The 26,264-nt window shown below is 65.6% G+C and carries 26 protein-coding genes and 1 tRNA gene; 17 read left to right on the top strand and 10 right to left on the bottom strand.

The window, feature by feature from the left end:
• Nucleotides 1–23: 23 nt before the first annotated feature.
• From ASG20_RS20025 to ASG20_RS08230, 4 genes are read left to right on the top strand one after another with little or no spacing between them, the layout of a single operon-like run.
• Nucleotides 24–158, top strand: coding sequence for a hypothetical protein (locus ASG20_RS20025; protein WP_258191373.1), 135 nt, complete (start codon nt 24–26; stop codon nt 156–158).
• Nucleotides 142–1,989, top strand: coding sequence for a hypothetical protein (locus ASG20_RS08240; RefSeq protein WP_236698761.1), 1,848 nt, complete (start codon nt 142–144; stop codon nt 1,987–1,989). The genes ASG20_RS20025 and ASG20_RS08240 overlap by 17 nt, the downstream gene beginning before the upstream one ends.
• Nucleotides 1,986–2,885, top strand: coding sequence for a tyrosine recombinase (locus ASG20_RS08235; RefSeq protein ID WP_269083209.1), 900 nt, complete (start codon nt 1,986–1,988; stop codon nt 2,883–2,885). Before ASG20_RS08240 ends, ASG20_RS08235 begins: the two co-directional genes overlap by 4 nt.
• Before the next feature lie 53 nt (nt 2,886–2,938).
• The gene (locus tag ASG20_RS08230; protein ID WP_056050941.1) at nt 2,939–3,886 is read left to right on the top strand and encodes an acetyl-CoA carboxylase carboxyltransferase subunit alpha; all 948 of its coding nucleotides are present in this window, start codon (nt 2,939–2,941) and stop codon (nt 3,884–3,886) included.
• Nucleotides 3,887–3,987: 101 nt separating this feature from the next.
• On the opposite strand, the gene ASG20_RS08225 is transcribed toward ASG20_RS08230, so the two are convergent.
• Together ASG20_RS08225 and ASG20_RS08220 are read right to left on the bottom strand one after the other, a co-directional pair.
• Nucleotides 3,988–4,161: a Flp family type IVb pilin gene (locus tag ASG20_RS08225; protein WP_055879343.1), complete on the bottom strand. Its 174-nt coding sequence runs from the start codon at nt 4,159–4,161 to the stop codon at nt 3,988–3,990.
• Nucleotides 4,162–4,321: 160 nt separating this feature from the next.
• Nucleotides 4,322–4,525 (bottom strand): Flp family type IVb pilin, encoded by a 204-nt coding sequence (locus tag ASG20_RS08220; protein ID WP_056050939.1) that lies wholly within the window; start codon nt 4,523–4,525, stop codon nt 4,322–4,324.
• Between the two features lie 31 nt (nt 4,526–4,556).
• Here ASG20_RS08220 and ASG20_RS08215 point away from each other — a divergent pair, with 31 nt between their 5' ends.
• The gene (locus tag ASG20_RS08215; protein ID WP_056050936.1) at nt 4,557–4,979 is read left to right on the top strand and encodes a (deoxy)nucleoside triphosphate pyrophosphohydrolase; all 423 of its coding nucleotides are present in this window, start codon (nt 4,557–4,559) and stop codon (nt 4,977–4,979) included.
• A 102-nt stretch (nt 4,980–5,081) separates the two neighbouring features.
• Here the strand turns inward: ASG20_RS08215 and ASG20_RS08210 are convergent, their stop codons facing one another.
• Together ASG20_RS08210 and ASG20_RS19350 are read right to left on the bottom strand one after the other, a co-directional pair.
• Entirely contained in the window at nt 5,082–6,077 is a 996-nt protein-coding gene (locus tag ASG20_RS08210) for a 2-keto-3-deoxygluconate permease (RefSeq protein ID WP_056050935.1), read from the bottom strand.
• A 657-nt stretch (nt 6,078–6,734) separates the two neighbouring features.
• Complete coding sequence (locus tag ASG20_RS19350; RefSeq protein WP_133030558.1) at nt 6,735–7,136, bottom strand: hypothetical protein; 402 nt, start codon at nt 7,134–7,136, stop codon at nt 6,735–6,737.
• Nucleotides 7,137–7,297: 161 nt separating this feature from the next.
• Here ASG20_RS19350 and ASG20_RS08205 point away from each other — a divergent pair, with 161 nt between their 5' ends.
• The 3 genes from ASG20_RS08205 to ASG20_RS19640 all read left to right on the top strand — a co-directional run bounded on the left by ASG20_RS08205 (nt 7,298) and on the right by ASG20_RS19640 (nt 8,834).
• Nucleotides 7,298–7,606, top strand: coding sequence for a hypothetical protein (locus ASG20_RS08205; RefSeq protein ID WP_056050933.1), 309 nt, complete (start codon nt 7,298–7,300; stop codon nt 7,604–7,606).
• Nucleotides 7,607–8,352: 746 nt separating this feature from the next.
• Nucleotides 8,353–8,550: a hypothetical protein gene (locus ASG20_RS08200; RefSeq protein WP_056050931.1), complete on the top strand. Its 198-nt coding sequence runs from the start codon at nt 8,353–8,355 to the stop codon at nt 8,548–8,550.
• Nucleotides 8,551–8,627: 77 nt separating this feature from the next.
• Nucleotides 8,628–8,834, top strand: coding sequence for a hypothetical protein (locus ASG20_RS19640; protein WP_056050929.1), 207 nt, complete (start codon nt 8,628–8,630; stop codon nt 8,832–8,834).
• Nucleotides 8,835–8,945: 111 nt separating this feature from the next.
• Here the strand turns inward: ASG20_RS19640 and ASG20_RS08190 are convergent.
• A tRNA-Cys gene (locus ASG20_RS08190) sits at nt 8,946–9,019 on the bottom strand.
• Nucleotides 9,020–9,585: 566 nt separating this feature from the next.
• Here ASG20_RS08190 and ASG20_RS08185 point away from each other — a divergent pair.
• The 6 genes from ASG20_RS08185 to ASG20_RS08160 all read left to right on the top strand — a co-directional run bounded on the left by ASG20_RS08185 (nt 9,586) and on the right by ASG20_RS08160 (nt 19,030).
• A complete protein-coding gene (locus ASG20_RS08185) occupies nt 9,586–10,215 on the top strand; it encodes a protein-L-isoaspartate O-methyltransferase family protein (RefSeq protein WP_056052838.1) in 630 nt (209 codons plus the stop codon).
• Nucleotides 10,216–10,223: 8 nt separating this feature from the next.
• Nucleotides 10,224–11,750 (top strand): TolC family outer membrane protein, encoded by a 1,527-nt coding sequence (locus ASG20_RS08180; RefSeq protein WP_056050928.1) that lies wholly within the window; start codon nt 10,224–10,226, stop codon nt 11,748–11,750.
• 36 nt (nt 11,751–11,786) lie between these two features.
• Nucleotides 11,787–12,347 (top strand): DUF2497 domain-containing protein, encoded by a 561-nt coding sequence (locus ASG20_RS08175; protein WP_082470936.1) that lies wholly within the window; start codon nt 11,787–11,789, stop codon nt 12,345–12,347.
• Between the two features lie 122 nt (nt 12,348–12,469).
• A complete protein-coding gene (locus ASG20_RS08170) occupies nt 12,470–14,074 on the top strand; it encodes a histidine kinase famiy protein (RefSeq protein ID WP_056050925.1) in 1,605 nt (534 codons plus the stop codon).
• 67 nt (nt 14,075–14,141) lie between these two features.
• Nucleotides 14,142–17,039 carry a valine--tRNA ligase gene (locus ASG20_RS08165; protein WP_056050923.1) on the top strand — a complete coding sequence of 966 codons (2,898 nt, stop codon included), beginning with the start codon at nt 14,142–14,144 and terminating at the stop codon, nt 17,037–17,039.
• 479 nt (nt 17,040–17,518) lie between these two features.
• Nucleotides 17,519–19,030 (top strand): MATE family efflux transporter, encoded by a 1,512-nt coding sequence (locus ASG20_RS08160; protein WP_082470853.1) that lies wholly within the window; start codon nt 17,519–17,521, stop codon nt 19,028–19,030.
• Nucleotides 19,031–19,192: 162 nt separating this feature from the next.
• On the opposite strand, the gene ASG20_RS08155 is transcribed toward ASG20_RS08160, so the two are convergent.
• From ASG20_RS08155 to ASG20_RS08140, 4 genes are all read right to left on the bottom strand, one after another.
• The gene (locus ASG20_RS08155; RefSeq protein WP_056050921.1) at nt 19,193–19,957 is read right to left on the bottom strand and encodes an NYN domain-containing protein; all 765 of its coding nucleotides are present in this window, start codon (nt 19,955–19,957) and stop codon (nt 19,193–19,195) included.
• A 10-nt stretch (nt 19,958–19,967) separates the two neighbouring features.
• Nucleotides 19,968–20,348, bottom strand: a complete 381-nt coding sequence (locus ASG20_RS08150; protein WP_056050920.1) for a DoxX family protein — start codon at nt 20,346–20,348, stop codon at nt 19,968–19,970.
• Nucleotides 20,349–20,584: 236 nt separating this feature from the next.
• Nucleotides 20,585–21,061: a transcription elongation factor GreB gene (gene greB / locus ASG20_RS08145; RefSeq protein WP_056050918.1), complete on the bottom strand. Its 477-nt coding sequence runs from the start codon at nt 21,059–21,061 to the stop codon at nt 20,585–20,587.
• 90 nt (nt 21,062–21,151) lie between these two features.
• The gene (locus tag ASG20_RS08140) at nt 21,152–23,173 is read right to left on the bottom strand and encodes a lytic transglycosylase domain-containing protein (RefSeq protein ID WP_056050915.1); all 2,022 of its coding nucleotides are present in this window, start codon (nt 23,171–23,173) and stop codon (nt 21,152–21,154) included.
• A 90-nt stretch (nt 23,174–23,263) separates the two neighbouring features.
• On the opposite strand from ASG20_RS08140, the gene dapA reads away from it, so the two are divergent.
• Entirely contained in the window at nt 23,264–24,148 is an 885-nt protein-coding gene (dapA, locus tag ASG20_RS08135) for a 4-hydroxy-tetrahydrodipicolinate synthase (RefSeq protein ID WP_056050913.1), read from the top strand.
• Nucleotides 24,149–24,157: 9 nt separating this feature from the next.
• Here dapA and ASG20_RS08130 read toward each other — a convergent pair whose 3' ends face one another.
• Nucleotides 24,158–24,808, bottom strand: coding sequence for a hypothetical protein (locus tag ASG20_RS08130; protein ID WP_056050911.1), 651 nt, complete (start codon nt 24,806–24,808; stop codon nt 24,158–24,160).
• A 334-nt stretch (nt 24,809–25,142) separates the two neighbouring features.
• Here ASG20_RS08130 and smpB point away from each other — a divergent pair, with 334 nt between their 5' ends.
• Together smpB and ASG20_RS08120 are read left to right on the top strand one after the other, a co-directional pair.
• Nucleotides 25,143–25,625 carry an SsrA-binding protein SmpB gene (gene smpB / locus ASG20_RS08125; protein ID WP_055879372.1) on the top strand — a complete coding sequence of 161 codons (483 nt, stop codon included), beginning with the start codon at nt 25,143–25,145 and terminating at the stop codon, nt 25,623–25,625.
• A 3-nt stretch (nt 25,626–25,628) separates the two neighbouring features.
• Nucleotides 25,629–26,198 carry a DUF2062 domain-containing protein gene (locus tag ASG20_RS08120; protein WP_426280744.1) on the top strand — a complete coding sequence of 190 codons (570 nt, stop codon included), beginning with the start codon at nt 25,629–25,631 and terminating at the stop codon, nt 26,196–26,198.
• The last annotated feature ends 66 nt before the right edge of the window (nt 26,199–26,264 follow it).

Here is a 26,264-nt window from a genome sequence, read left to right as displayed (position 1 = left end):
CGTCCACTACAAGGTTACGTCGTATGTCCCGTTTCATCGTCTCGGTCGTCGTCGTTCTTGTGGTCGTGGTCGGCGGCCTGTTCCTGTTGGCAGGCCGCGCGACCGAGCGTCCGCAGAGCCACGTCGAAAAGGCCGTGACGCTTGCGAACCTCTCTTAAGGCCACGCTGGCGGCGGCCGTCGCTGTCGGGGCGCTCGTCGCGCTGGCACCCGCGATCGGCCAGGATCGCCCCGAATCGATCCTGCCGCCGGGCTTCGGCGATACGACCCCGTCGCCGGCCCCCGCGTCGCGACCGAACGCGCCTGCAAACGCACCGCAGCCGACGCGCCCGACCACGCCGGCGCAATCATCGCCTCCCTCATCGACATCCCCATCGCCCTCCACCGCGATGATCCAGCCGCTGCCGTCGACGACGCCGGACGGGCTGCCGGTTCCACCGCCCGTCGCCACGCCCGCACCGGTCGATCCGAGCGTGCTCGCGCGCTACGAGATGCCCGAATCCGCGCGGCGTTCGCTCGAGACGGTCGGACCGGTCACGGCGAGCGAGGGCGGGCTGGAGACGGATGCGTTCGGCGATGCCGATGGCCAGTATGTCGAGACGCTGATGCGGCGGCTGACCGCGCCGCTGCCGTCGCGGTGGATGTCGATCCTGCTGCGGCGCGCGCTGGTGTCGCATGTCGATACGCCGAGCCATACCAACGGCGCGGACTTCGCCGCCGAGCGGGCATGGCTGTTGTTGCGGATGGGCGAATCGGTCGCCGCGCGGGCGGTCACGCAGAACGTCGATACCTTCAACTACACGCCGAAGCTGTATCAGGTCGCGATGAACGCGTCGCTGGCGACCGGCGATCCTGCCGGGTTCTGCCCGCTGGTGCCCGGCGCGATGCGCTATGCCCCGTCGCGCGGCTGGACGATGGCGCAGGCGATATGCGCGGGGCTGTCGGGCAATCCGGCGCAGGCGACCCCGCTGATCGCGACCGCCAAGCGCCGCAACGTCGCCAGCGGCGTCGACATGCTGCTGGCGCAGAAGGTCGTCGGTGCCGGGGCGCAAGGACGCCAGGCGGTGACGATCGAATGGGACGGCGTCGACCAGCTGACCGCGTGGCGGTTCGGGCTGGCGATGGCGACCGGCGTTGCGGTGCCCGACGAGCTTTATGCGAGCGCCGGGCCGCAGGTGCGATACTGGCAGGCGCTCTCCCCGTCGGTCGCGCTGGGTGACCGGCTCGCGCCTGCCGAGGCGGCGGCGGGGCAGGGCGTGCTGTCCAGCGCCGCGCTGGTCGACCTGTATGCGGCGACCGCGACCGACGACGACGCGCAGAGTGGCGCGAGCGCGACGGCGAACGATCTCCAGACCGCCTATGCAGATCGCAACGCCGAGACGCGACTGACCGCACTGCGCCAGTTGTGGGGCGTCAAGGATGCGGAACCTGCCTATGCGCGGCTGGTGCTGACCGCGCGGGCGGCGGCGCGGATCGACCCGAACTCGGGCAAGGCGGACGCCGATCATCTGGTCGCGTCGATGCTGACCGCCGGGCTCGACCGGACCGCGGCGCGCTGGCTCGGTACGGTGCCGAGCGGCAGCGACGCCTGGGCGATGATCGTGCTGAGCGATCCCGATGCGTATCGCCGGCTGAGTTACGCCGACCTTGCCTCCTATTCGGGCGGCGCGGGTGATTCGGCGTTGAAGCAGCGGATGCTGTTCGCGGGCCTCGCCGGGATGGGCCGGCTTTCGCAGAGCGATATCGAGCGCGCCGCGCAGACTCTCGGCGTGCGGATTGGTGCCGCCAATGCCTGGACGCGCGCGCTGGATCGTGCCGCGCGCGACGGTCAGGCGGGGACCGTCGTCCTGCTTTCGGCGATCGGCATGCAGGCGCCGAACTGGAAGGGCATTCCGCCTGAGGCGCTCTACCGGATCGTCGGTGCGCTGCGCGCGGTCGGGCTCGACGGCGAAGCGCGGATGATCGCGGCTGAGGCGATCGCGCGGGCGTGACGCACGGTCGGGATCGCGCGCTGATCGATCGCTTCCTGGAAATGATGACGGCGGAGGCCGGCGCGGCAGCGAACACCGTCGCGGCGTATCGCAGCGACCTGTCGCTTGCGTCGCAAAAGCTTGAAGGCGGCTTGGTCGATGCCGATGCGGATGCGCTGGCGACGCTCGCGGGCGAATGGTCCGCACTGTCGAACGCAACGGTCGGACGGAAGTCCGCGTCGCTCCGGCGTTTCTTCGCGTTCCTTGCCGACGAGGGCCACCGCGCCGACGATCCCGGCAACGCGCTCCCTCGGCCCGGCACCGTCCGCGCGTTGCCCCGGATATTGAGCCACGCCGATGTCGACCGGCTGTTCGCGGCGATCGCCGAACGGGCCGCGCGCGATCCGCTCGACCCCAACGACCTGCGCCTGTCCGCGCTGTTCGAGCTGCTTTATGGATCCGGACTGCGCGCGACCGAACTGGTCAGCCTGCCGCGCAACGCGGTGCATCCCGATCGCCCGTTCCTGATCCTGCGCGGCAAGGGCGGGCGCGAGCGTCTTGTCCCGATCTCCGACCGTGCGCGCGCCGCCGTGGCGCTGTGGCGGACCCATGTCACGACCGATCGCGCCTGGCTGTTCCCGTCGGGCAAGGGACATCTGTCGCGCATCCGGTTGTACCAGATCGTCAAGGCGCTCGCCGCCGAAGCCGGCATCCCCCCCGACCGAGTCAGCCCCCATGTCCTGCGCCACGCGTTCGCGACGCACCTGCTCGCCGGCGGTGCCGACCTGCGCGCGCTGCAGTCGATGCTCGGTCATGCCGATATCGCGACGACGGAGATCTACACGCACGTCGATTCGAGCCGCCTGGTCGAGCTCGTCAACACCCATCACCCCCTCGCGGATATGCCCCCGCGGTGACGCGAACAGGGCGGCGCGTTGACGCGGACGGCGCCGCGCCGTAACCGCCGCACATGCCTAGCTTCCTCGACTTCGAGAAACCGATCGCCGAACTCCAGGGCCGGATCGACGAACTCCGCGACACCGCCGCCGAAGGCAGCGTCGACCTGTCGGTCGATATCGCCCGTCTGCAAGCCAAGTCCGACAAGCTGCTGAGGGACACCTTCGCGCGGCTGACGCCGTGGCAGAAGACGCAGGTCGCGCGCCATCCCGAGCGCCCGCACTTCAAGGATTACGTCGCCGCATTGTTCGACGAGTTCGTGCCGCTCGCGGGCGACCGCGCGTTCGGCGACGACCAGGCGATCCTCGGTGGCTTCGCGACGTTCCGGGGCCGCAAGATCATGGTGCTCGGCCATGAGAAGGGCGACGACACCGCGAGCCGTCTCCGCCACAATTTCGGCATGGGCAAGCCCGAAGGCTATCGCAAGGCGATCCGCCTCGTCGAACTCGCCAACCGATTCGGCTTGCCGATCGTCACGCTGGTCGACACGTCCGGCGCGTTCCCCGGCATCCAGGCCGAAGAGCGCGGCCAGGCCGAGGCGATCGCCCGCTCGACCGAGGCATGTCTCAACGCCGGTGTGCCGATCGTCGCGGTGATCGTCGGCGAGGGCGGTTCGGGTGGCGCGGTCGCACTCGCCGCGGGCAACCGCGTGTTGATGTTCGAGCATGCGGTCTATTCGGTGATCAGCCCCGAAGGCTGCGCGTCGATTTTGTGGCGCACCTCCGATAAGGCCCCCGAGGCCGCCGAAGCGATGCGGATCACCGCGCAGGACCTCAAGGCGTTCGGCGTGATCGACGAGATCGTCGCAGAACCGCTCGGCGGCGCACACCGCGACTCGGTGGTGGCGATCGAGTCGCTCGGCAATGCTGTGGCGTCCGCGCTGGGCGAGCTGGCACCGCTCGCGCCGGCCGACCTACGCAAGGATCGCCAGGCGAAATTCCTCAAGATGGGCCGCCTCTGACGCGGTTGCCCGCCCGGCCGCACCTCGCCGGACAGCGCAACGAAAAAGGGCGGCGAAACCGAAGTTTCGCCGCCCTTTTACGTACGCTACTGGTAACTCGATTACGTGGTCGAGGTGTTCAGCTTGGTCGAGACGTTGTTGAACGTCTTGTTCAGGCTGTTGCCCAGGCCCTGCATCGCGGCGATGGCGGCGACGGCGATCAGCGCGGCGATCAGGCCGTACTCGATTGCGGTTGCGCCCTTGGAGTTCTTGAAAAACTTGCGGATCGTCTTCATTCCGGTCTCCATTGTTGGATTGCTTCAGTGTCACCCGGCTGGCCGGATGGACCGGAACAGCGCATCGACAGATACAAGTGTCTGGTTGAGAAAGGTTTAAGGTCGCGATCGATAGTTTTGGCGGTGCCGATACATGGGGGCCGCGATGGCGCCCCGCGGGTCAGCGCGCCTGCGACACCTTGGTCTCGACGGTGTTCCACATGCCGATCGTCGAGCCCGCCATGGCGGACAGCCCGACGATCATCGCGATCACCACGAGACCGAGGATCAGGCCATATTCGATCGCCGTCGCGCCGCGTGAATCGCGGACGATGCTAACGACGGTGCGGGGCACCCGGTTCGATCTGGACGACAGGAAACGCATGCTCGCACGTGTAGGCGTAGGAGATTAAAGAATGACCAACGACGACAGTGTTCCCGCGCGATTGTTGCCCGTGGTGGCTGCGGCGCTCGTCGACCTGGAGGGGCGGGTGCTGCTCCAGCAACGGCCCGAGGGAAAGTCGCTCGCCGGCCTCTGGGAATTTCCTGGCGGCAAGGTCGAACCGGGGGAGACGCCCGAAGTCGCCTTGATTCGCGAACTCGAGGAGGAACTCGGGATCGCGGTCCCGCACGCCTGCCTCGCCCCGGCGACGTTCGCGAGTGCACCGCTGGGCGATCGCCACCTGCTGTTGCTGCTGTACGTGACGCGCAAATGGAGCGGTGTCCCGCGCGCGCTCGAAGCGACCGCGTTGCGCTGGGTCAGGCCGGTCGAGATGCACGCGCTGGCGATGCCCCCCGCGGACCGTCCGCTGATCGGCCTGCTCGACGCGCTGATCTGAATCGGGGCGATCCGGCTCGGTTAGCCGCAACTGCGATCGGGGTTGCAACCACCAGGCCAACGTCACTGCCGTCGTATGGCGTCCGACCGACCCGGGGGACATCTAGGGAAAACGACCTGCAGAAACTTGGCCCTTTGCGGCGTTGCGGCCCTGGCCGAAGCGCTTGTGCCAAAGCCCGGTGATAATCGGCACTATGATCGATGTCATGATCACGCAGATGGCGACCAACGTCGTGGCATCTTTGGCGACCGGCATGAATTTCGGTGCGACGGCGGCGATTGCCAGAGGGTTGGCCACTGCGGCGCCGGCGGTAGACGATGCGGCGATGCCAGCAGTGCCGGTGCCTCCGCCGACCAGAATGTCCGCGATGATCAGCGGCACGCCAGTCGCGACGATTACAAAAAGCGCGAAAACGATCCCAAGCGCAGCCAATGGTGACAGCAACGTATGCAGATCGATCGTATTGCCTAGCGCGAACGCGAAGAAGGGGATCAAGATCTTGCATCCCGGCGAAAAGAAATCGCGTAGCTTCGGATCGAGGTTCCCAAGAGCAAAGCCCGCCACAAATGGCAATACGGCGCCGATAAACACCGCGAATTTGAAATGCGCTACGCCAGTTGCGCCGAGTATGAGCATGCTCATCAGCGGACCGGACTCGATCGAGAGCAGGACGAAAGCCCCGGATTCCTCGCTGCTCCCGAAACTTTGCATCAGCGACGCGTACAGTCCGCCATTGGTCATATCGACTGCGCACACGATCGCGAGAAGCGACATGCCGGCAAAAAATCCTGTCTGAACACCGTCCGGTGGAATGTACCGGGACGCGATGGCAACGATCACCCAAGCCGTAAGAAGCTTGGTCAGCAACAGAGAACCGGATTTGCGGAGCACCGTCGTGGTCGTGCTGAGGTGGACGGATGCGCCGATGCAAAAGAACCAGACCGCAAGGATGGGGATGATCCCGGTCATGAGCCCCTGGGTAAAGCCGCTGAAATACGGCGGCGCGCCTGGGGCCAGCGTTCGGCACAATGCGCCAATGAACAGTGGCACTATCATCATGCCACCCGGAATGCGGTCGACGCGGTCCTTGATATTCATCGGGGCACTACCACCGTGGCCTCGGCTGGCTTGATTTCCAGACGCTCGTGAGTCTCGAATATCTTGAGAATGCTGGTCATGTCGGGAGCACCTCGTTCGGTCGCCGCGGGAGAAAATGGCTCCGGCGGCGAGCAGAGCGCGGAGCAAGCTTCTACAAGGCAACTACCCTGGCCGCATCTGGCCGAATCGGTACTTTATCGCGAAGTCCAACCGTTTCGACCGGCCTAGCCGATCCTGCATGAGCCGAAGGTCCAAGGCTGTGGCAGCCAGTAAGGGTGATCGATCAGCACTGCGAGAAAGGCGGCCCCGCCGCGCAGTGGCAGCGATCGCCGCTGACGTGTTCGAAAGCGGCCCTTCCGCTTACTTCCCACACCGGCCATTCCGCTTAAGGAACGCCCACTTGCAGACATTCGAGAGACGTTCGATGATGCTCGAATGGCCTCTACGGAAAGAAGCGACCTAATCCCTACTCTACGAGCGCGGCACAGGGATGCGGCGGAGCAACTCAAAAAGGCCCGTGACGATGGCGATCGTGCGCAAACACGAGCTTGGGAAGCCGCGTTCAAACGGATTAGCACGTTGAGATATGAGGCCGGAGACGATTTGAATGCACCGATCTGGTAATGTGCGCTTTCCCCACACCCGGTCGTTCCATACTTATGGCCGGGGCGTGCGGGCTTGGTGGGCAAAGTACTCGCCGTAGTCGCCTCGACCTTCGAATGCCTCTGCGTGAAAGCCAGTTGGTTGCAGAACCAGTGATCGTGTCTCCATCGCTTTGGCAAGATTTTTCGAAACGGCGTCATCTTCGAAGATCCACGGTGTTATCGCGACCATGATAGCTCCCACAAACAGGAACTCCGCGTCCGATGAGGCTTCACCCCCGAAGTGGTCGAACACATCCCGCCATAGTTTGGGAGCGGCCGGATCATGAGAGAGTCCGGTAAGAAAATCGGGCTCCGCCCAATGCCACCAAGTCAGGAATAGCAGATGCAGGGCTGATCCTCGATCGCGATCGCCCGCGTCCCATCCCGCGCGAAGGCGTTGATACGTCTCTTCCATGGCTTGTCCGCACCCCAAACTAAGGGTGCGTTATGGCCGAAGGTAGTTATGTCCGCTATCCTCCCCATTCCGGCCGTCCGCTTTCGCCTAATCTCGGCCGCTCATAACCCCCGCTGCCGTTACCAATTGCGGACATTGGTAAATCGGCTACCTTGTTCTCTATGCCAGCCGCCCGTCCACAGGCCGCGCCGATCGCTCCGGTTCCTCTGACTGGGGAGGTAGCGAGGTTCATCAGCGAAACGATCCGGCGGTTCCTCGGCGACGACGTCGTGCTGCGTAATTTCAGCGGAAAACCTGAACGTATTGCCATTCATGTGGAAACTAACCGGGAGGTCAGCATGGAAAAGTATGACTGCCTCGGCGTACTAATGACCCGAATAGATCGCCCGATAGGGATCGAGGTGACGCGGCGCGGAACGCGAGTTCGCGGCGATGCCAAGCTCGCCTATCGGCAGGGCGTCATCATCTAATCGTCCGCTTTAAGCAGCGTTCAGCCGAAAGCAGCCTTTCCGCGTTCCCCAAAGCAGACCTAATTCGTCGTAAGGTTTTTGCCGCATTTCGAGCAGCAACGGCGAGGCCATGGATAGCTGATTCCGACGGAGCCAAGCCGCGTTGTGAACGGAGATGTGCCGCACTCGGGACAGCGGAAAAGCCACAGGAACGCTGCGCCGTGCGCTAGCCACAACGCCATTCCCGGCAGGGCTCCAATGAGACCCAAGGTCATGAACGGCCAAAACAGCCAAAGCGGCGAAGTAATGAACACGAGCATCGTCCACCCCGTGAACAGCCATGCTTTGCGGTAGAGCGTCATCCCCTGACCGTAGGTGATAGGGGGTTGCCAACCAATGGCTGCTTTCCCTCAATTTTACCAAAAGCAGCCGGGCTGCTTTCCTCCCATTTCAGACATTCCAGCCGACCAGCAGTCGACGAAATTCGCGATTAGAACTAGTTAGCCAGCGCTAAGTGACTGAAAATCAAGGTTAGCTAATTTGGAGGCCCGACCGGGCCTTGAGTAATGTAGCTATTACAATAACTTAGGCTGTCTAACTTGGCCGGATACGTCGACGAATACCCCTCCTGTCCCGCGTACGGTGGCTAACCGTTCTCCGCGGTTATCGACGGCCGCTTTCGCCCACTTGCGGGCATTCGCTGGCAAGGCCAAAGTGTAGCCATGCGCTACGCCCGCTTTGCAGCTTGGTTCCGAAAGGATACCAGCATGACCTTCTGGTCGATCGTCGCAGTCGCTAGCCTTATGTGGGTTTTGACGCTCCTAGACTATGCGTTCGGACTCGGGTGGGGCTGGGATAGGCGAGGCCTATGGGCCGCCCCGCTGGTGCTGCTGATCGCAACTACCGTTCGCCTCGGGCAGGCAGCGGTCGGCAAACTCATGACCCACCTTTCGAACGTCCGCTAACCTTCCCATCTCGGCCATTCCGCTATCGCCCACAAGCGGACGTTGCGCGAGGCGGGGGGCGGTGGCAGTCTAACCCGATGCTGGCCGTAACAATCCTCATCGTTTGTGTCGCAGTCTTCTCGGCTGCCGCGATCAATGCCGTCGTTCAACAGCGGCTTCTGGAACAAGGCGGACGCTGGTTCCCTAGCACGGTTAAGTCAGGCCTATCTGGGATTGCCGTTATGGTCGGCGTCTTGGCTCTTTATTTCGGGATAGGCAGCATCATCGTTCGCCTGGCGGCCTAACGTCCGCTTTCCTCTCCATTTCAGACATTCCAGCCGACCAGCAGTCGACGAAATTCGCGATTAGAACTAGTTAGCCAGCGCTAAGTAACTGAAAATCAAGGTTAGCTGATTTGGAGGCCCGACCGGGAATCGAACCCGGGTGCGAGGATTTGCAGTCCTCTACGTCACCACTCCGCCATCGGGCCCCGATGCGTGAAGGCGGCGCAAATGCTTCGTTTTGTGCGGCGGGTCAACCGGGAGTTTGCGGATCGCGTCGAATTCTCGCGATCGGCGTGGCGGGGGCATGCAAACCGACCGGCCGTGCCTCGGAGCGCGGTCTGGTCACGACGGTCGCAGTGCAGTGGATGCGGTGAGCCGCAGGGCGCGCGGGCGATTTGCGCGGGACGACGGTCGGTTTGCTTGCTAGGGGAGGCCCAGAGGTGTTGCCGTGGACTTCCGCATGCGCCCTCGACGTCCCGCCCGCGGCATCTCGGTGTCACACGGGCGGGCGGGGCGTCACCCTCCCAGCATCGGTCATCCTCCGCACTTCGTCGCGTCGTGCGGGGGCTTCCGCCTGTTTTGAACCAAACGCGCGCTTGGCGTAGCGCGGGGCGCGCGATATCAGGTCATCACGACAACTAGTGTATTGCACATGTAAAACAGCTGTGCGACAGGATAAGCCATGACGACGATGAGCATCGACACCGCCCAGCCCGCCACGCGCCCGATCGGCGGCGCAGACACCGGCCCCACCGCATCGGCATTCGACGGCATGCGCCACGCGATGGTCGCCAGCCAGTTGCGCACCAACGCGGTCAACGACCAGCGCGTGGTCGCGGCGATGGCGCGGGTGCCGCGCGAGACGTTCATGCCCGAGGCCGTCCGGTCGATCGCGTACCGCGACACCGCGATCCCGCTCGGCGGCGGTCGCTATGCCAACCTGCCGATGGCGACCGGCCGGCTGCTGACCGAAGCGTATCTGACGGCCAGCGACCGCGTGCTGCTGATCGGTGCGGCGAGCGGCTACACCGCCGCGGTGTTGTCCGAGATCGTCGCCTCGGTGGTCGCGGTGGAGAGCGATCCGGCGTTGGTCGCCACCGCGCGCGCGGCGCTGGCCGGGGTCGGCAACGTCGAGCTCGTCGAGGGGGCGATGACCGACGGCAGCGCTGCCGGGGCACCCTATGACGTGCTGATCGTCGACGGCGCGGTCGAATCGGTGCCCGAGGTGCTGATCGCGCAGGTCCGTCCGGGCGGCCGGGTCGTCGCCGGGATCGCCGAGCGCGGGCTGACCCGGTTGGCGGCAGGACGAAAGACCGACGGCGGGTTCGCCTTGGTGGCCTTCGTCGATGTCGAATGCGTCACGCTACCCGGCTTCGATACGCCCAAATCCTTCAAGTTCTGAGGCAGACCATGCCGCGCACCGCTCATATTCGTCGTTTGTTTCTGGGTGTTGCGCTGGTTTACGGCGCTGCACCGGCTGGCGCCGAAACGCTGCGCGAGGCGCTGGTCAAGGCGTACAACACCAACCCGACGATCACCGGTCAGCGCGCCGCCCTGCGCGCGAGCGACGAGAACGTGCCGATCGCGCGCGCGACCGGGCTGCCGTCGGTGAATGCGACCGGCGACTATACCGAGTTCGTGGTGACCGCGCAGAACAGCTTCATCGCGCCCCCTCGGCAGGCGGTGGCGCGCGCCAACGTGTCGATCCCGCTGTATCTCGGCGGTCAGGTCCGCAATTCGGTCGCCGCCGCCAAGACGCGCGTCGAGGGCGGGCGCGCGACGTTGCGCGGGACCGAGGCGGATCTCTTCACCAACGTCGTCAGTGCGTACATGAACGTCATTCGCGACGAATCGATCGTCGGGCTCAACACGCAGAACGTCCGCGTGCTCGACGTCAATCTCCAGGCCAGCCGCGATCGGTTCCAGGTCGGCGACCTGACGCGTACCGACGTCGCGCAGTCCGAGGCGCGTCTCGCGCTCGCCCGCGCGCAGCTCCAGTCCGCGCAGGCGCAGCTGATCTCCAGCCGGGAAAATTACATCCAGCTGGTCGGCACGCCGCCCGGCACGCTCGAGCCACCGCCGGTGTTGCCGCATCTGCCCGACAGCCCGGCATCGGCGGTAACGGTGGCGATCGACAATAATCCGACCCTGCTCGCCGCCGCCAAGGAGCGCGACGCGACCCGCTACGACATCGGCGTGGCGCGCGCGACCCGCCTGCCGCAGATCAGCGCGACGGGCGGTGCGGGCTACACCAACTATCTGGGATCGATCAGCAAGACCAACGGCGTCGCCGCGTTTCCCAACGCGAACAAGACCGTGCAGGGCGGGCTGTCGCTGACTCTGCCCCTGTTCCAGGGCGGGCGTCCCGCGGCACAGGTGCGGCAGGCCGAAGCGCTCAGCTCGCGCGCGATCGAGAACGTGACTGCGACCGAGCGCAACGTCATCTCGCAGGCGCGCTCGGCCTATGCGGTCTGGCGCTCGTCGGAGCAGGTGATCCAGTCGTCGGAGACCGCGGTCAACGCGAACAAGCTGAGCCTCGAAGGTGTGCGCGCCGAGAACAGCGTCGGGACGCGGACGATCCTCGATATCCTCAACGCGGAGCAGGAATTGCTCAACAGCCAGGTCACGCTCGTGACGGCGCGGCGCGATGCGTATGTCGCGGGCTTCGCGTTGCTCGCCGCGATGGGGCAGGCGGAGGCGCGCGACCTGGGTCTCGACGGCGGCGTGCTCTACGATCCGGTCGCCAATTACAAGCGGGTCAGCCACAAGATCTGGGACTTCGGCGGCGACGGCGAACCTGCTGCGGTCGCGACCAGCACCGCGCAATCGCCCGCGCAGGACGCGCATGTCCAGCCGCAAAGCGATCCGTTGCTCGCAACGCCAGTTGACAGGAACCCGGCATTGACGACAGGTATGGACGCGCCGAGCCGCCGATAGGGGCGTCGCGCGGCTACGGGGTTTGGGATGGTCCGGATGGGGGATATCAGCGCAGAGCCGTCGATGGAGGAAATCCTCTCGTCGATCAAACGGATCATTGCCGAAGAAGGCGATACGATGCCCGGTCGTAACCGCCGTCCGTCGCGGCCGATGCCGTCGCCGGTCGATCGCGACGCCTATCTGGACGGCGGCGCCGATGCTGACGACGACGAAATCCTCGAACTGAGCGATCCCATGCCGATGGTCGACCGTACGCCCCGCACCCCGAAATCTCCGGTGCTGTCTTCCGTCGATGCGGTCCCCGAGTCGCGTCAGTCCGCGCCGAAGCCGCAGCCCGCCGATGCGCCCTCGGCGGCGGCGGCACCGACCGATCGCCCGATCGTCTCGCGCGAAACCGCCGCTGCAACGCGTGCGCCGCTCGAAGCGTTGACGCGTATGATGGTGAAACCCGATGCCAACAGCGACGGCACGCTCGAAGGCCTCGTCCGCGAAATGCTGCGGCCGATGCTGCGCGAATGGATGGACGCGAACCTGCCCGGCCTCGTCGAGGACATGGTCGCGCGCGAGATCGCCAAGATCATGAACCAACAGCCCTGATCGGAGCGGCGGACGCGCGCGTCTGCCGTTCATATCGCTGCCACCCCAAATGGGTTGCCGACGCGGTCGATCTGGTTTTATCGCTGCGGAACAACGCCGTGCGATGCGGTGTTTGACTATCCATGTCCGATACCGAGATCGTTAGCCCCGCCGAAAAACCGGCAATTCCTGCGTCGCATGGCGGGCAGAACGACTTTTCGTCCGCGGACACCAACAGCGATATCTTCTTCGCCGCGGTGAAGACCACGCGGATGCCGATGGTCGTCACCGACCCGCACCGCGACGACAACCCGATCATCTTCTGCAACGAGGCGTTCTCGTTCATGAGCGGCTATTCGCAGGACGAGATCCTCGGCCGCAACTGCCGCTTCCTGCAAGGTCCCGAGACCGACCGCACCGCGGTCGCCGAAGTCCGCGCGGCGATCGCGAACCGCGAGGAAGTCGCGGTCGAGATCCTCAACTACCGCAAGAACGGCTCGACCTTCTGGAACGCGTTGTTCGTGTCACCCGTGTTCGGCGAAGACGGTACGCTCAAATATTTCTTCGCCAGCCAGCTCGACATCTCGCGTCGGCGCGAGGCCGAGGAGGCGCTCCACGAAGCACAGCGGATGGAAGCGGTCGGCAAGCTGACCGGCGGGATCGCGCACGATTTCAACAATCTGTTGCAGGTCATCCAGGGCTATGCCGACATCCTCGACGCGCGGATCGATCCCGACGACAAGTCGGCTCGCCGCGCGGTCGATGCGATCTCGACCTCGGCGACGCGCGCTGCGACCCTGACGCAGCAATTGCTCGCGTTCGCGCGGAAACAGGAATTGCGCGACCGGTTGATGAACCTCAACCAGCTGATCGGCGATTTCCGGGTGATCCTCGAACGCAGCGTCGGCAGCGGCATCACGCTCAAGCGCGATCTGGCGGAGGATCTGTGGAATTGCCGCGTCGACCCGGTCCAGGCTGAGATGGCGTTGCTCAACATCATCGCCAACGCGCGCGATGCCACCGGCGGCGCGGGCAAGGTCACGATCGCGACGCGCAACGCGGTGCTGCCCGAGGATGCGAGCCTCGCCAAGCTCGAACCCGGCGAATATGTCGTGGTCAGCATCTGCGACGACGGCCCCGGCGTCGACCTGACGACCGCCGACAAGCTGTTCGAACCGTTCTACACCACCAAGGAAATGGGCAAGGGCGCCGGGCTCGGCCTCGCGATGGTGTACGGCTTCATGCGCCAGTCGGGCGGCCTCGCGACCGTCCGCAATGGCGCGGGCGGCGGCGCGGAGTTCTCGCTGTATTTTCCGCGCGCGAGTGGTGCGGTGGAGCGCAAGCCTGCCGCACCGCTCGCGTCGCGCACCGGTGGGGCCGAACGTGTGTTGATGGTCGAGGATCAGATCGAGGTCGGCGAACTCGGCCGGACGATTCTCGAGGATCTCGGCTATGAAGTCGTGCTGGTGAACAGCGCGCGCAGTGCGCTCGATACCCTGGCGGGCGATTCCGACTTCAAGCTCCTGTTCACCGATATCCTCATGCCAGGCGGGATGAACGGCGTCGCACTCGCGCAGTCGGTCAGGCGCGATTACCCGCATACCGCGGTGCTGCTGACCACCGGGTTCGCCGACGAGGCGATCGACGAGGGGAGCCGGTCGTTCGAGCTGATCCGCAAGCCGTACCGCCGCAACGAACTGAACGAGCGGATCCGTCAGGTGCTCGACAAGCCGGGGGCCCGTACCTGAGGCCCCGTACCTGAGCGGGCGTACCTGAGGCTGGCCTAGCGCGGGCACGCTCGCTAAGGCTCGACCCATGAGCGAGCTTCCCAAAACCTTCGACCCGGCCTCCATCGAATCGCGCTGGTATGCGCATTGGGAGGCGAGCGGCCAGTTCCGCCCCGACCGTCCGAACGCCGAGCCGTGGACGATCGTCAACCCGCCGCCCAACGTCACGGGCTCGCTGCACATCGGCCACGCGCTCGACAACACGCTGCAGGACATCCTCACGCGCCACGCGCGCCTGAAGGGCAAGGATGCCTTGTGGGTGGTCGGCACCGATCACGCGGGAATCGCGACGCAGATGGTGGTCGAGCGCCAGATGGGCGCGCTGACCCCGCCGCAGAAGCGCACCGACATGACGCGCGAGGAATTCGTCGCGAAGGTCTGGGCGTGGAAGGAAGAGAGCGGCGGCGAGATCACGCAACAGCTCCGCCGGCTCGGCTGCTCGATGGACTGGGCGAACGAGCGCTTCACGATGGACGAGGGCTTTTCGAAGGCCGTCCTGAAGGTGTTCGTCGACCTCCACAAGCAGGGCCTGCTGTACCGTGACAAGCGTCTGGTGAACTGGGATCCTGGTCTCGGCACCGCGATCAGCGATCTCGAGGTCGAGACGCGCGAGATCAAGGGCAGCTTCTGGCACCTGCGCTATCCGCTCGAAGACGGATCGGGCTTCATCGAGGTCGCGACCACGCGGCCCGAGACGATGCTCGCCGACATGGCGGTGGCGGTGAACGCGTCCGACGAACGCTACACCGCGTTGATCGGCAAGCAGGTGAAGCTGCCGATCACCGGACGCCTGATCCCGATCATCGCCGACGACCATGCCGATCCGGAACTCGGCTCGGGCGCGGTGAAGATCACGCCGGGACACGACTTCAACGATTTCGAGGTCGGCAAGCGGGCAGGGATGGCCGCCGGGTCGATGCTCAACATGCTCGATGCGAAAGCGCGCGTCGTGCAGGTGTCCGACGGGCTGATCCCGGCCGAGCTGCTCGGGCTGACGACCGCGGAGGCGCGGAAAGCCGTCGTCGCGCGGTTGAAGGCCGAAGGCGTCCTCATTCCGCACGTCGACAAGGACGGCGAAGAGCACGACGCCGAACCGCGCACGATCCAGACGCCATATGGCGACCGCTCGGGCGTGGTGATCGAGCCGTGGCTGACCGACCAATGGTATGTCGACGCGAAGACGCTCGCGCAGCCCGCGATCGAGGCGGTGCGGACGGGGGCGATCGATATCGTCCCGAAGACGTGGGAGAAGACGTTCTTCAACTGGATGGACAACATCCAGCCCTGGTGCGTGTCGCGGCAGCTGTGGTGGGGTCACCAGATCCCGGCGTGGTTCGGACCTGACGGAACGCCGTATGTGGCGGAGACCGAGGCGGAAGCGCAGGCTCTTGCGGGCGAGGGCGTGACGCTAACGCGCGATCCCGACGTGCTCGACACCTGGTTCTCCTCCGCCCTTTGGCCGTTCGCCACACTCGGCTGGCCCGAGGAGGGTGCCGTTCCCTCTCCCCTGCGGGGAGAGGGCCAGGGTGAGGAGCAGCCAAGCAGCGCAGCGCCCGGTACAGCCCCTCACCCCGACCCTCTCCCCGCAGGGGAGAGGGAGCAGAAGCAGTTAGGCGGCCGCTACCCGAACGACGTGCTGATTTCCGGCTTCGACATCCTGTTCTTCTGGAACGCGCGGATGATGATGCAGGGGCTGCACTTCATGAAGGACGTGCCGTTCCGCACGCTTTACCTCCACGGCCTCGTCCGCGCGGCGGACGGCGCGAAGATGTCGAAGTCGAAGGGCAACGTCGTCAACCCGCTCGGGCTCATCGACACCTACGGCGCCGACGCGCTGCGCTTCTTCATGGCGGCGATGGAGAGCCAGGGCCGCGACATCAAGATGGATGAGAAGCGCGTCGAGGGCTATCGCAACTTCGCCACCAAGCTGTGGAACGCAGCCCGGTTCGCGCAGGCCAACGGCATCGTCGCCAGCACGACGCTGGAGGCGCCGCGTGCGGAACTGGCCGTCAACAAGTGGATCATCGCCGAGACGATCGCGACCGTCCAGACGGTCGACCTCGCGCTCGCCGACTACCGCTTCGACGGCGCCGCCAACGCGATCTACCAGTTCGCGTGGAGTCGCTTCTGCGACTGGTATCTCGAACTGATCAAGCCGCAGATGGTCGGCGACGAGCGCGGCGTCATCGATGACGAATCCAAGGCGGTCGCCGGCTGGGTGCTCGACCAGATCCTGGTCCTGCTCCACCCGTTCATGCCGTTCATCACCGAGGAACTGTGGCACGCGATGGGCCCGCGCGATCACGACCTGATCGTCGCGAAATGGCCAATGGCGGACGCACGTGCGCTCGATCCGGAGGCGAGCAAGGAGGTCGATTGGCTGATCCGCCTGGTTCAGGAAATCCGTACCGCGCGGAATGAGACGAATGTACCACCGGGTGCAAGAACCGACTTGATGGTACTTACAACGCCCTATGCTGGGTATTCTGCGGACGCACCTCCTGCTGTGCCCACTGAACTGATCCAGCGGATCGAAAGACTGCGTGCTCCGCTTCGACGTCTCGCCCGAATTGATAACGCAGTGTTTCTAAATACTGGGACCGAGATTGATTTGGATACGGGTGAGCATCTTGATCGCACTCGTGAGCAAACAAGCGCCAAGGTGTTGGGTCCACAGATTGTCGTCGATGATGTAACGTTCATCCTCCCTCTTGAGGGTGTGATCGACATCGACGCTGAGCGCGCCCGCCTGACCAAGGCGATCGCGGCGGCGGAGAAAGAGCGCGACGCGCTGTCGGGCCGCCTGGGCAACGCCAGCTTCGTCGAACGCGCCAAGCCCGAAGCGGTGGAAAAAGCCAAGGCCGACCACGCCGACAAGGCTGCCGAAGCCGCTCGGTTGCAAGCGGCACTGGGCCGTTTAGGCTGACCTGACCTGCTCCCCTCCCGCCTGCGGGAGGGGTTGGGGGAGGGGCGTGCCTTAAAAACCGGACGCCAGTACGTACGTCGCGCCCTACCCTGACCACTCCCGCAAGCGGGAGGGGAATGCGTGCTTTACCGCCGTCTCCTTCAAACTAAGCTCGTCACCCCAGCGAAAGCTGGGGTATCCCGGTGAGTAACCACACCGGCCACCCGACAACTTGGATACCCCAGCTTTCGCTGGGGTGACGGTTTGAGGCGGGGTGGCTCTGCCGTACAGAGGATCCGACCATCTTCTTGTTCTCCCGGGAAGGCGGGGGGCCCAGTCTGTTTCCCCGCCTTCACGGGGAAACAACATACGCTTCGTTCGGGGCTCGGGACCTACCACCTTGTTCCGGAGTTCACTCCGCGGCTAGGCGTCGACATGACAGGGCGCCTGCCCGTTCACCGGTATATGCCGGACCGGATTTGGCCTGACGGAGAGACTGTTTGAGCGACCTTCCATCCGACGCCGAGACCAGCGCCGACCCACGCGCGCCCTTAAGCCCAAAGCCCGACCGCCCCCGCGGCAAACCCGGCCAGCGCGACCTCACCGCCGGACATATCGGCCGCACGCTCCTAGCGTTCGCGCTCCCGACGCTCGGCTCGAACATCCTGCAATCCCTCAACGGCTCGATCAACGCGATCTGGGTCGGTCGCTACCTCGGCGAAGGTGCGCTCGCCGCGACCTCGAACGCGAACATCATCATGTTCCTCACCTTCGGCGCGGTGTTCGGCTTCGGGATGGCGGCGACGATCCTGGTCGGCCAGAGCTTCGGCCGCCACGATCTGGAGGGCGCGCGGAGAGCGTTCGGCTCCGCAGTAGGCCTCGTGCTCGGCGGCGCGATCGTCATCGCCGCTCTCGGCTGGGTGTTCGCGCCGGAGATCCTGCACCTGCTCGCCACCCCCGGCGACGCAATGCCGCTCGCGCTCGCGTATCTGCGGGTGATCTTTCTCGGATTGCCTGCGTCGATGTTGATGATTCTGCTGATGATGGGTCTGCGCGGGACCGGCGACTCGATGACGCCGCTCTGGTTCATGCTGCTCAGCGCGGTGCTCGACAGCGCGCTCAACCCGCTGTTCATCGCTGGGATCGGCCCGTTCCCGCGGATGGGGATCGCGGGCTCGGCCACCGCATCGCTGATCGCCGGTCATATCGCGCTGTTCGGTCTGGTCGCCTATATCTACCGCCGTGACCTGCCGATCCGTCTTCGGGGGAGCGAGTTCCGCTACCTGATCCCGGAGCGTGCGCTGACCGGTATCATCGTGCGCAAGGGCTTGCCGATGGGCGCGCAGATGCTCGTGATGTCGACCGCCGGCCTCGCGATGGTTGGGCTGGTCAACCGGCTCGGAGTCGATACCGCGGCGGCCTATGCCGTGTCGCAGCAACTCTGGACCTATATCCAGATGCCCGCGCTGGCGATCGGCGCGGCGGTCAGTTCGATGGCGGCGCAGAATATCGGCGCGGGGCGCTGGGACCGGGTTGGCGACATCACGAAGTACGGCCTGCTCTTCAACATCGCGCTGACCGGAGCGATGGTCGGCGTGGTCATCCTTTTCGATCGTCCGGTCATGACGCTGTTCATCGGCGGTGCGAGCCCCGCGCTGCCGATCGCGCGGCATATCCAGTTGATCGCGAGCTGGAACTTCATCCTGTTCGGCGCGACGATGGTGCTGTTCTCGACCGTCCGCGCGAACGGCGCAGTGATCGCGCCGCTGATCGCGTTGATCGTCGCGCTGTATCCGGTGCGGATCGGCTTTGCGTTGCTGGCCAAACCGTGGTTGGGGGCGGATGCGCTGTGGTGGAGCTTTCCGCTAGGGTCGCTCGCGACGCTGGCGATCGCCGCGTGGTATTATCGGTACGGCAACTGGCGGAAGGGCGCGCTCGTCGTGCCCGACGACAGCGAGGAACAGGCGCACGGGATGAGCGAGCCAGGCGGGCGGTTGCAGCCTACCGGGTGAGACCGAAATTTGGCCTCGCTAGATCAAAGCCACCTCCCCGGCGGAGGCCGGGGTCCAGTTGGAAAGGTTGCAGTAACGAAGCACGGCGATCGGTTAGCAATGTTCCCCAACTGGGCCCCGGCCTCCGCCGGGGGGGGCACCTTTTTGTCAGGCTTGACCTGCCTACCGCAGCCGCTTGACGAACGACCGGCCACCCTCGCGACGCTCATGCTGGAAGTTCGGGATCGTTTCGATCAGGTCCGACAGCCGGTTGAACCCGTAATTGCGCGCATCGAAGCTCGACCGGTTCCCCGCGAGCTGGCCGAGTTCGGCGACGCTGGCATACCCCTTCTCGTCGCGCTTCACCGCATTGTACGCATCGATCAGCAGCTTGATCACCTGCTCGTCGATCGGCTGCGCGGTCTTTGGCCGAGCGACCGGCGCTGGCGTAGCGGGCTTCTCGCCAGCCACCGGAGCAGGCACTGGCGCGGGCATAGCCTGCGACGTCTCGTTCAGCGCGCCGACGTCGATGAACCGCGTGCAGGCCTGGCGGAATCCCTCGGGCGTGCGGCTGGTGCCGAAGCCGTAGACCGGTATCCCGTCCTGGCGGATGCGCGTCGCGAGCGGCATGAAGTCGCTGTCCGACGACATGATCCCGAACCCGTCGATGCGCCCGCGGAACAGCAGGTCCATTGCGTCGATCGTCATCTTCATGTCGGTCGCGTTCTTGCCCTTGGTCAGGTCGAACTGCTGCTGCGGCTCGATGCCGTGCTTGATCGACATGTCGCTCCACGCCTTCAGCGCGGGCTTCGACCAGTTGCCATAGACCCTCCGGACGTTGACCGTGCCGAGCTCGGCAAGGACGGTCAGCACCGGGTCGAGGGTCGCCGCGGACGCATTGTCCGCGTCGATCAGGAGGGCGACGTTGCGCGTTGTGGTATCGATCATGCGCGCAAGGTTAGCCCCGCGCGCGCGCCGCGTCCACGCTCCACGCGCCACCACCGGCCGCAGCGAGGTACAGGAAGACGAAGCAGTAGAGCACCGCGGCCTCGCCGCCATTGGCGATCGGGAAGGGGCCCTTCGGCATGTGCGCCATGAAATACGCGACCGCGGACATGCCCGACAGCACGAACGCGACCGGCCGCGTGAACAGGCCGACGATCAACAGCCCGCCGCCAACGACTTCGAGCACGCCCGCGATCGTCAGCAACGGGTTCATCGGCATCGGGAAGGGCGGCAGGCCAAAGAATTTCGAGATGCCGTGGCTGAAGAACACCAGCGCGACGACGATGCGCATGACGCTGAGCAGGCGGGCGGACCAGGTGGCGGGTATCGGCATGGGGTATCCTCGAGTGTCGTTGCGTGGGCGAAACGTCACACGGGGGCGGCGCGAGGTCAATTCGCGTAGATCGAAACGGATCGTTGACAGGACGCGCTCTCACGATCCTCCCCCGCTAGGGGGAGGTGGCTGGCGCTTGCCAGACGGAGGGGGAGGTAAGGGGTGACCACTGTTGTGCGTCGGCCCCCTCCGTCACCTTCGGCGACCCCTCCCCCTAGCGGGGGAGGATCGCGAAGTCAGGGATAAGCGATCGCCATCACCTCGTACTCACGCTCCCCAGCGGGCAAATCCACGCGCCGCACGTCGCCGATCGCAGCGCCGCGCAAGGCCCGTGCGAACGGTGAGTTCCAGCCGATCCGCCCATTGCTCGCGTCGGTCTCGTCGTCGCCGACCAAGGTCAGTATCCGCTCGATATCATCGTCGTCCGCGACCGTAACGCACGCGCCGAACCACACGCGCGAGCGATCTTCCTGCGCGGCGGGGTCGACGACCTTGGCAGCCTTCATCCGCTTCGACAGCCAGCCGAGCCGGCGATCGATCTCGCGCAGGCGCTTGCGGCCGTAAATGTAATCGCCGTTCTCGGACCGGTCGCCGTTTCCCGCCGCCCACGAGATGACTTCGACCAGCTTCGGCCGTTCGCCAGCGAGCAAATGCTCATATTCCTCGCGAAGAATCGTGTAGCCGGCAGGGGTGATGTAGTTGGGGCGATCCATGCGCCTCCCTACCATGTTCTCCCGCGAAGGCGGGAGCCCAGACTGGGCTCCCGCCTTCGCGGGAGAACAATCTTATGCGGTAGCGAGACCTCAACCCGGCCGGTTCTTCCCCAGATACCACGACAACCGCGCCGCCCCCCGGCTCTTCGCCCGCGCGGGGTTCATCAGGTCGTACACAACCGCATTCTCCAGCACGCGCTGCACATAGTTGCGCGTTTCCTGGTACGGGATCGCCTCGACCCAATCGACCATATCGACCGCGCCGGTTCGCGGATCGCCGTTTGCGCGGAGCCATTTGTTCACGTTGCCGCCGCCCGCGTTATACGCCGCCACCGCGAGCGGATAACTGCCGTAAGTCGCATACACCCGCTGGAAATAGCTCGACCCCAGCATGATCGACATGTTCGGATCGGTCGTCAGCGCCGCCTGGTTATACGCGAGGCCGATCTTCCCCGACTGCTCGCGCGCGGTCGCCGGCATCAGCTGCATCAGCCCGCGCGCGCCGGCGTGGCTCACCGCGGCGCGATCGAACTGGCTCTCCTGCCGCGAGATCGCGTGGATGATCGTCCAATTGTCCTCATACCCCGCCGGCACCGACACCATCGGAAAGCCGACCGCGGAATAGTCGCTGAGGCCGTTCGCCAGCGCACTCCGGCCGACCATCACGCCGAGATCGGGGCGGTTGATCGTCTTCGACAGTTCGGCGGCGAGCAGGTGATCGGTATCGGTGGTCGCATCCGCCGCGATCTGGCGGATGAAGGCGGTCTGGTCCTGCCAGTCGCCGATCTGCCCAAGGAACTTCACCGCACGCACCACCTCGCGCCGATCGAATGCGGCGCGTGCCGAGGGATCGACGGCGATCGACGCGACCGACGGCGGCGCAACCAGCGCGCGGCCGGTGCGCTCGTTCGCGAGCTGCCCGTAATATTGATCGCGGTACCCCGCCGCCTGACCGTAGAACGCCGCCGCCTGAGGCGCCAACCCGGCCGCCTCCGCCGCACGGCCCGCCCAGTAATAGCCTTTCGACCGCACCTGCGGCGAGCGCGAGCCGCGCGCGTACCGGTCGAACAGCGTCATCGCGTCCGCCGGCCTACCGAGCTGCTTCATGGCCACCCGCCCGCCGAGCCAGGCGAGGTTGGTGTATTCGTCACGCTCGGCATAGGATTTCGTCGAGACGTCCGCGCCATACGGATACGCGTCGTCGATCTGCCGCGCGATATCGTAGGCGGTCTGATATTGCCCGTCGTTCGCCGCGCCGTTCGCGTTGGTGACGAGCACCTCGTACCATTCCGCCGCATTGCCCGGCCGCGTCACCAGCGACCGCGGCCGCGCCAGCCACGCGCGGGCGGACGGGCTTGCCCCCGAATTACGCAACCACTGTGCCCGGTCCGCGACATAGCCCGCGTCGTTCGCGTACAGGGTCTGAGTAGAGGCAGAGATATCCGACGCGTTCGGCGCATTCGTCCGGAACGCCAGCCGCGCCTCGAAGATCGGCCGCCGCGCCGCGCTCGTCCACGCCAGCTGCCGTTGCGCGGTGCCGGTCTGGCCCGCCCACAACAGCGCATCCATCCGCGCATCCTGGTCGTCCGGCGTCAGCGCACCCGGAAAGCCCGACAGCACCATCGCCTCGTCGGTCGGCGTCAGCCCGCTGCTCCGCCACGCGGTCCGCACCGCCGCATACGCCTGATCGCGCGCACCCGTCGCCATCAACGCCCGCGCGTAGCCGACCCCGCCCGACGCGGACTGCGGCGGATAGCGGCGGAAGAACGCGACGACGCTCATCGGCGATCCGGTGGCCGCCTTGCGCTCGGCCGCACGCCGGTTCGCCGCCTCGTTCGGCCAGCCCGGATGCGCCATCAGGAAGCCCGCATAGCTGTCGAACGGCAACGCATCGGTCTGCTGCAGCGCGCGCCACTGCGCGATGGTCGAGGCGATCGCGCCGTCGCTCATCGTCGGGTTCGCGACCGGCTGAGCCTGTGGCCCCATATTGGCGAGCCGCGTGCTGTAGCGATCCAGCGTCTGCTCGCCGCCCTGGCCCAACACGCCGGACGAAACAGCCGTCCCCGCGACCACGGCTAGAAGAAGGCTCGTTTTGAACATCGATGCTACCATGTGGACAGCATACGCATCGAACCCGTATCTGTCCTGAACGAAATCCAGATACGTCCCAGGATCTGGCGAATTAGGACCGCAGGCCACCGCATGTTTTCAGGATCGATTCCCGCGCTCGTCACGCCGTTCGCCGCCGATGGCAGTTTCGACGAACCCGCCTATCGCGACTTCATCGAGTGGCAGATCGTCGAGGGCTCGTCGGGGCTGGTCGCCTGCGGGACCACCGGCGAGGCGGCGACCCTGTCGTACGACGAGCATTTCCATGTGGTCCGCGTCTGCGTCGACCAGGCGAAGGGCCGCGTCCCCGTCATCGCCGGTGCCGGCTCGAACGACACGCGCGTCGCCTCGGCCAACCTGCGCGCTGCCAAGGACGCCGGCGCGGATGCCGCACTGATGGTCCCGCCTTATTACAACCGGCCGGGGCAGGAGGGGATCTTCCGCCATTTCGAGGCGCTGGCGACGTCGACCCCGCTGCCGATCATCCTCTACAACGTCCCCGCACGGACGGTGACGGATATCCAGCCGGCGACGCTGGCCCGGATCGTCGCAGCGTTCCCGGACGTGTTCGTTGGCGTGAAGGATGCCAGCGGCGTCCTCGCCCGCGTCTCGCAGCACCGCGCGTCATGCGGCGCGGATTTCTGCCAGCTTTCGGGCAATGACGACCTTGCGCTGGCGTTCAACGTGATGGGCGGCACCGGCTGCATCTCCGTCAGCGCCAACGTCGCGCCGAAGCTCTGCGCGGAATTCCAGGCGGCCTGTCAGGCGGGCGATTTCGTCAAGGCGCTGGCGTATCAGGACCAGCTCTATCCGCTGCACGAGGCGCTGTTCACCGATGCCTCGCCGGGGCCGGTGAAGTACGCGATGACCAAGGTGCGTGCCGGCTTCCCCGAAACCCTGCGGCTGCCGATGACCCCCGCCGGCGAAGCCTCGCGCGGGGCGGTGGACGCCGCGCTCGCACACGCCCGGCTGGTCTGAAGCCTGCTGCTACAAGGCGAGGTCGACGGGCCGGGTCGCCGCATGGTTGCCATCGAAGGCGAACGCGGCGTTGGGCCCACCGCGCTCGACCCAGTGCAGAAATAGGTGCGCGGACCACGCATTGGGATTGGGCGTGATCCGGCCGTGCCGACGGTGCACGCCTTGGTACAGGACTCCGTCGCCGGGCTCCATGCTGACCGATGCGAACCCCGCCGAACCGAAATCATCCTCGACCACGGGTTTGGGCACGGCGATGTGGTCGGTGCCGATTTCCAGATCCCACGCCACACCGTCGCTGTAATCCAGCGTCAGCGACAGGCTGTGCTCGCACGACGGCCGATCGCTGTGCACGCGGCAGATGTCGCCTTCTTGGTAGATCCGGAAATAGCTGTACGCCGGCAGCAGGTCGCGCCCGATTGCGGTGGCGACGAACGGCGTCAGGCCCCACAGCAGCCCCAGCATCGGCGGGTAGTGGAACCCGTAGACCTCGATCGCGTCACGCCGCAGCAACGCCGAGCCGTTCTTCTGCGCGGTTAGCGGCGTGCCCTTCGCCTCCATGTCGGTGATGAGTTGGCGGAGGAAGGCGTTGGCGACCGATGGCGCGATCAGTCGCGGAACGGCGGCATAGCCGTCTTGGTCGTAGCGTTCAGTGACGTTCATGGCGTGAGCTAACCCAATGGCTGGGGGGCGGCAATCATGTGTGTGTAGGCGTGTGAACGTTTGGTTGGGGTGTCGTAAGACGGTGGCCTGTGCCGCAGTCTACGCCGCCCTGGCGAACGCGAACCTCGTTTGAACCAACCACAACGGTCTCCCCTCCCTGGAAGGGAGGGGCAGGGGGTGGGTAGGCCAGCTCGAGCCGCCACGGTTCGGATATGCGGAACCCGACCCACCCCAACCCCTCCCTTCCAGGGAAGGGCGGAGAAGAGGAGGAGGCAGTTAATAACGACCACCACCGCTTCCCCTAAGCCCTCCGACCTCCTACATCGCGCGTCCCATGGCACGTCCCAAACCCCCGACCTTCGAGAAGACCAAGATCGTCGCCGAGAACCGGCGCGCGCGGTATGATTATTATATCGAGCAGGTGTTCGAGGCGGGCATCGCGCTCACCGGCACCGAGGTGAAGGCGCTGCGCGGCGGCGAGGGCTCGATCGCCGAGGCCTATGCCGAAGTGAAGGGCAAGAACGTCGTCCTGGTGAATTCGAACATTCCCGAATTCAGCCACGGCAACCGCTTCAACCACGAACCCAAGCGCCCGCGCAAATTGCTGCTCCACGAGCGCGAGATCAACAAGATGTTCGGTGCGGTCGCGCGCCAGGGCATGACGCTCGTGCCGCTGATGATCTACTTCAATTCGAAGGGCCGTGCGAAGATCGAACTGGCGCTCGCCAAGGGCAAGCAGAACCACGACAAGCGCGATTCGGTGAAGGAACAGGACTGGAAGCGCGAGCAGGGCCGGATCATGCGGGATCGCGGATAACCTGTGTCCAAGGCGCCGGGCAGTATCTTCGGGCGCCTCGCGGCGTGGTCGCATCGCAACTTGCCGACCCGCGAATCGATGGAGCGGAACCGTCTTCTTCGTCCGGTCGCGCACCGCGTGCTCGCACCCGAACTCTGGCGCTTCACACGCCGCTCGGTCCCGCGCGGCGTTGCGCTGGGGATGGTCGCCGGCATCCTGATCCCGGTCGCGCAGACGCCCGTCGCGGCGATCTTCGCATTGCCGTTCCGCGCCAACGTGCCGACCGCGGCGCTGACCACGTTCATCACCAACCCGCTGACCACGCCGCCGCTCTGGATCGCGGCCTATTGGATCGGCTCGTCGCTGCTCAGGCTCGACGCGCATGTCCCCGGCCAGCCCGTCGCGGACGCCGCGGCACGCACTGAATGGATCCCGTGGCTGATGCAGGCGGGGCCGGCCACCGCGCTCGGCCTGCTGGTCATCACGGTCGTGTGTTCGGTCGGCGGCTATGCGCTCAGCGCGCTCGGCTGGCGTCTGTGGATCGCGCGCAAGTGGCGGCACCGGCATGATAATCGTCACGGTCATGTTTCGTAACATTTGACACCGGTTGGAATTGACGGACCGTCCTATCGGCGTAGAACACACCGCATCCTGACGATC

Origin of the sequence: Sphingomonas sp. Leaf198, assembly GCF_001424005.1 — a bacterium.
In the GTDB taxonomy this organism is placed as follows: Bacteria; Pseudomonadota; Alphaproteobacteria; order Sphingomonadales; family Sphingomonadaceae; genus Sphingomonas.
The sequence above is the reverse complement of the archived record's forward strand: the minus strand, read 5'-3'. Positions and strand labels throughout refer to the sequence as shown.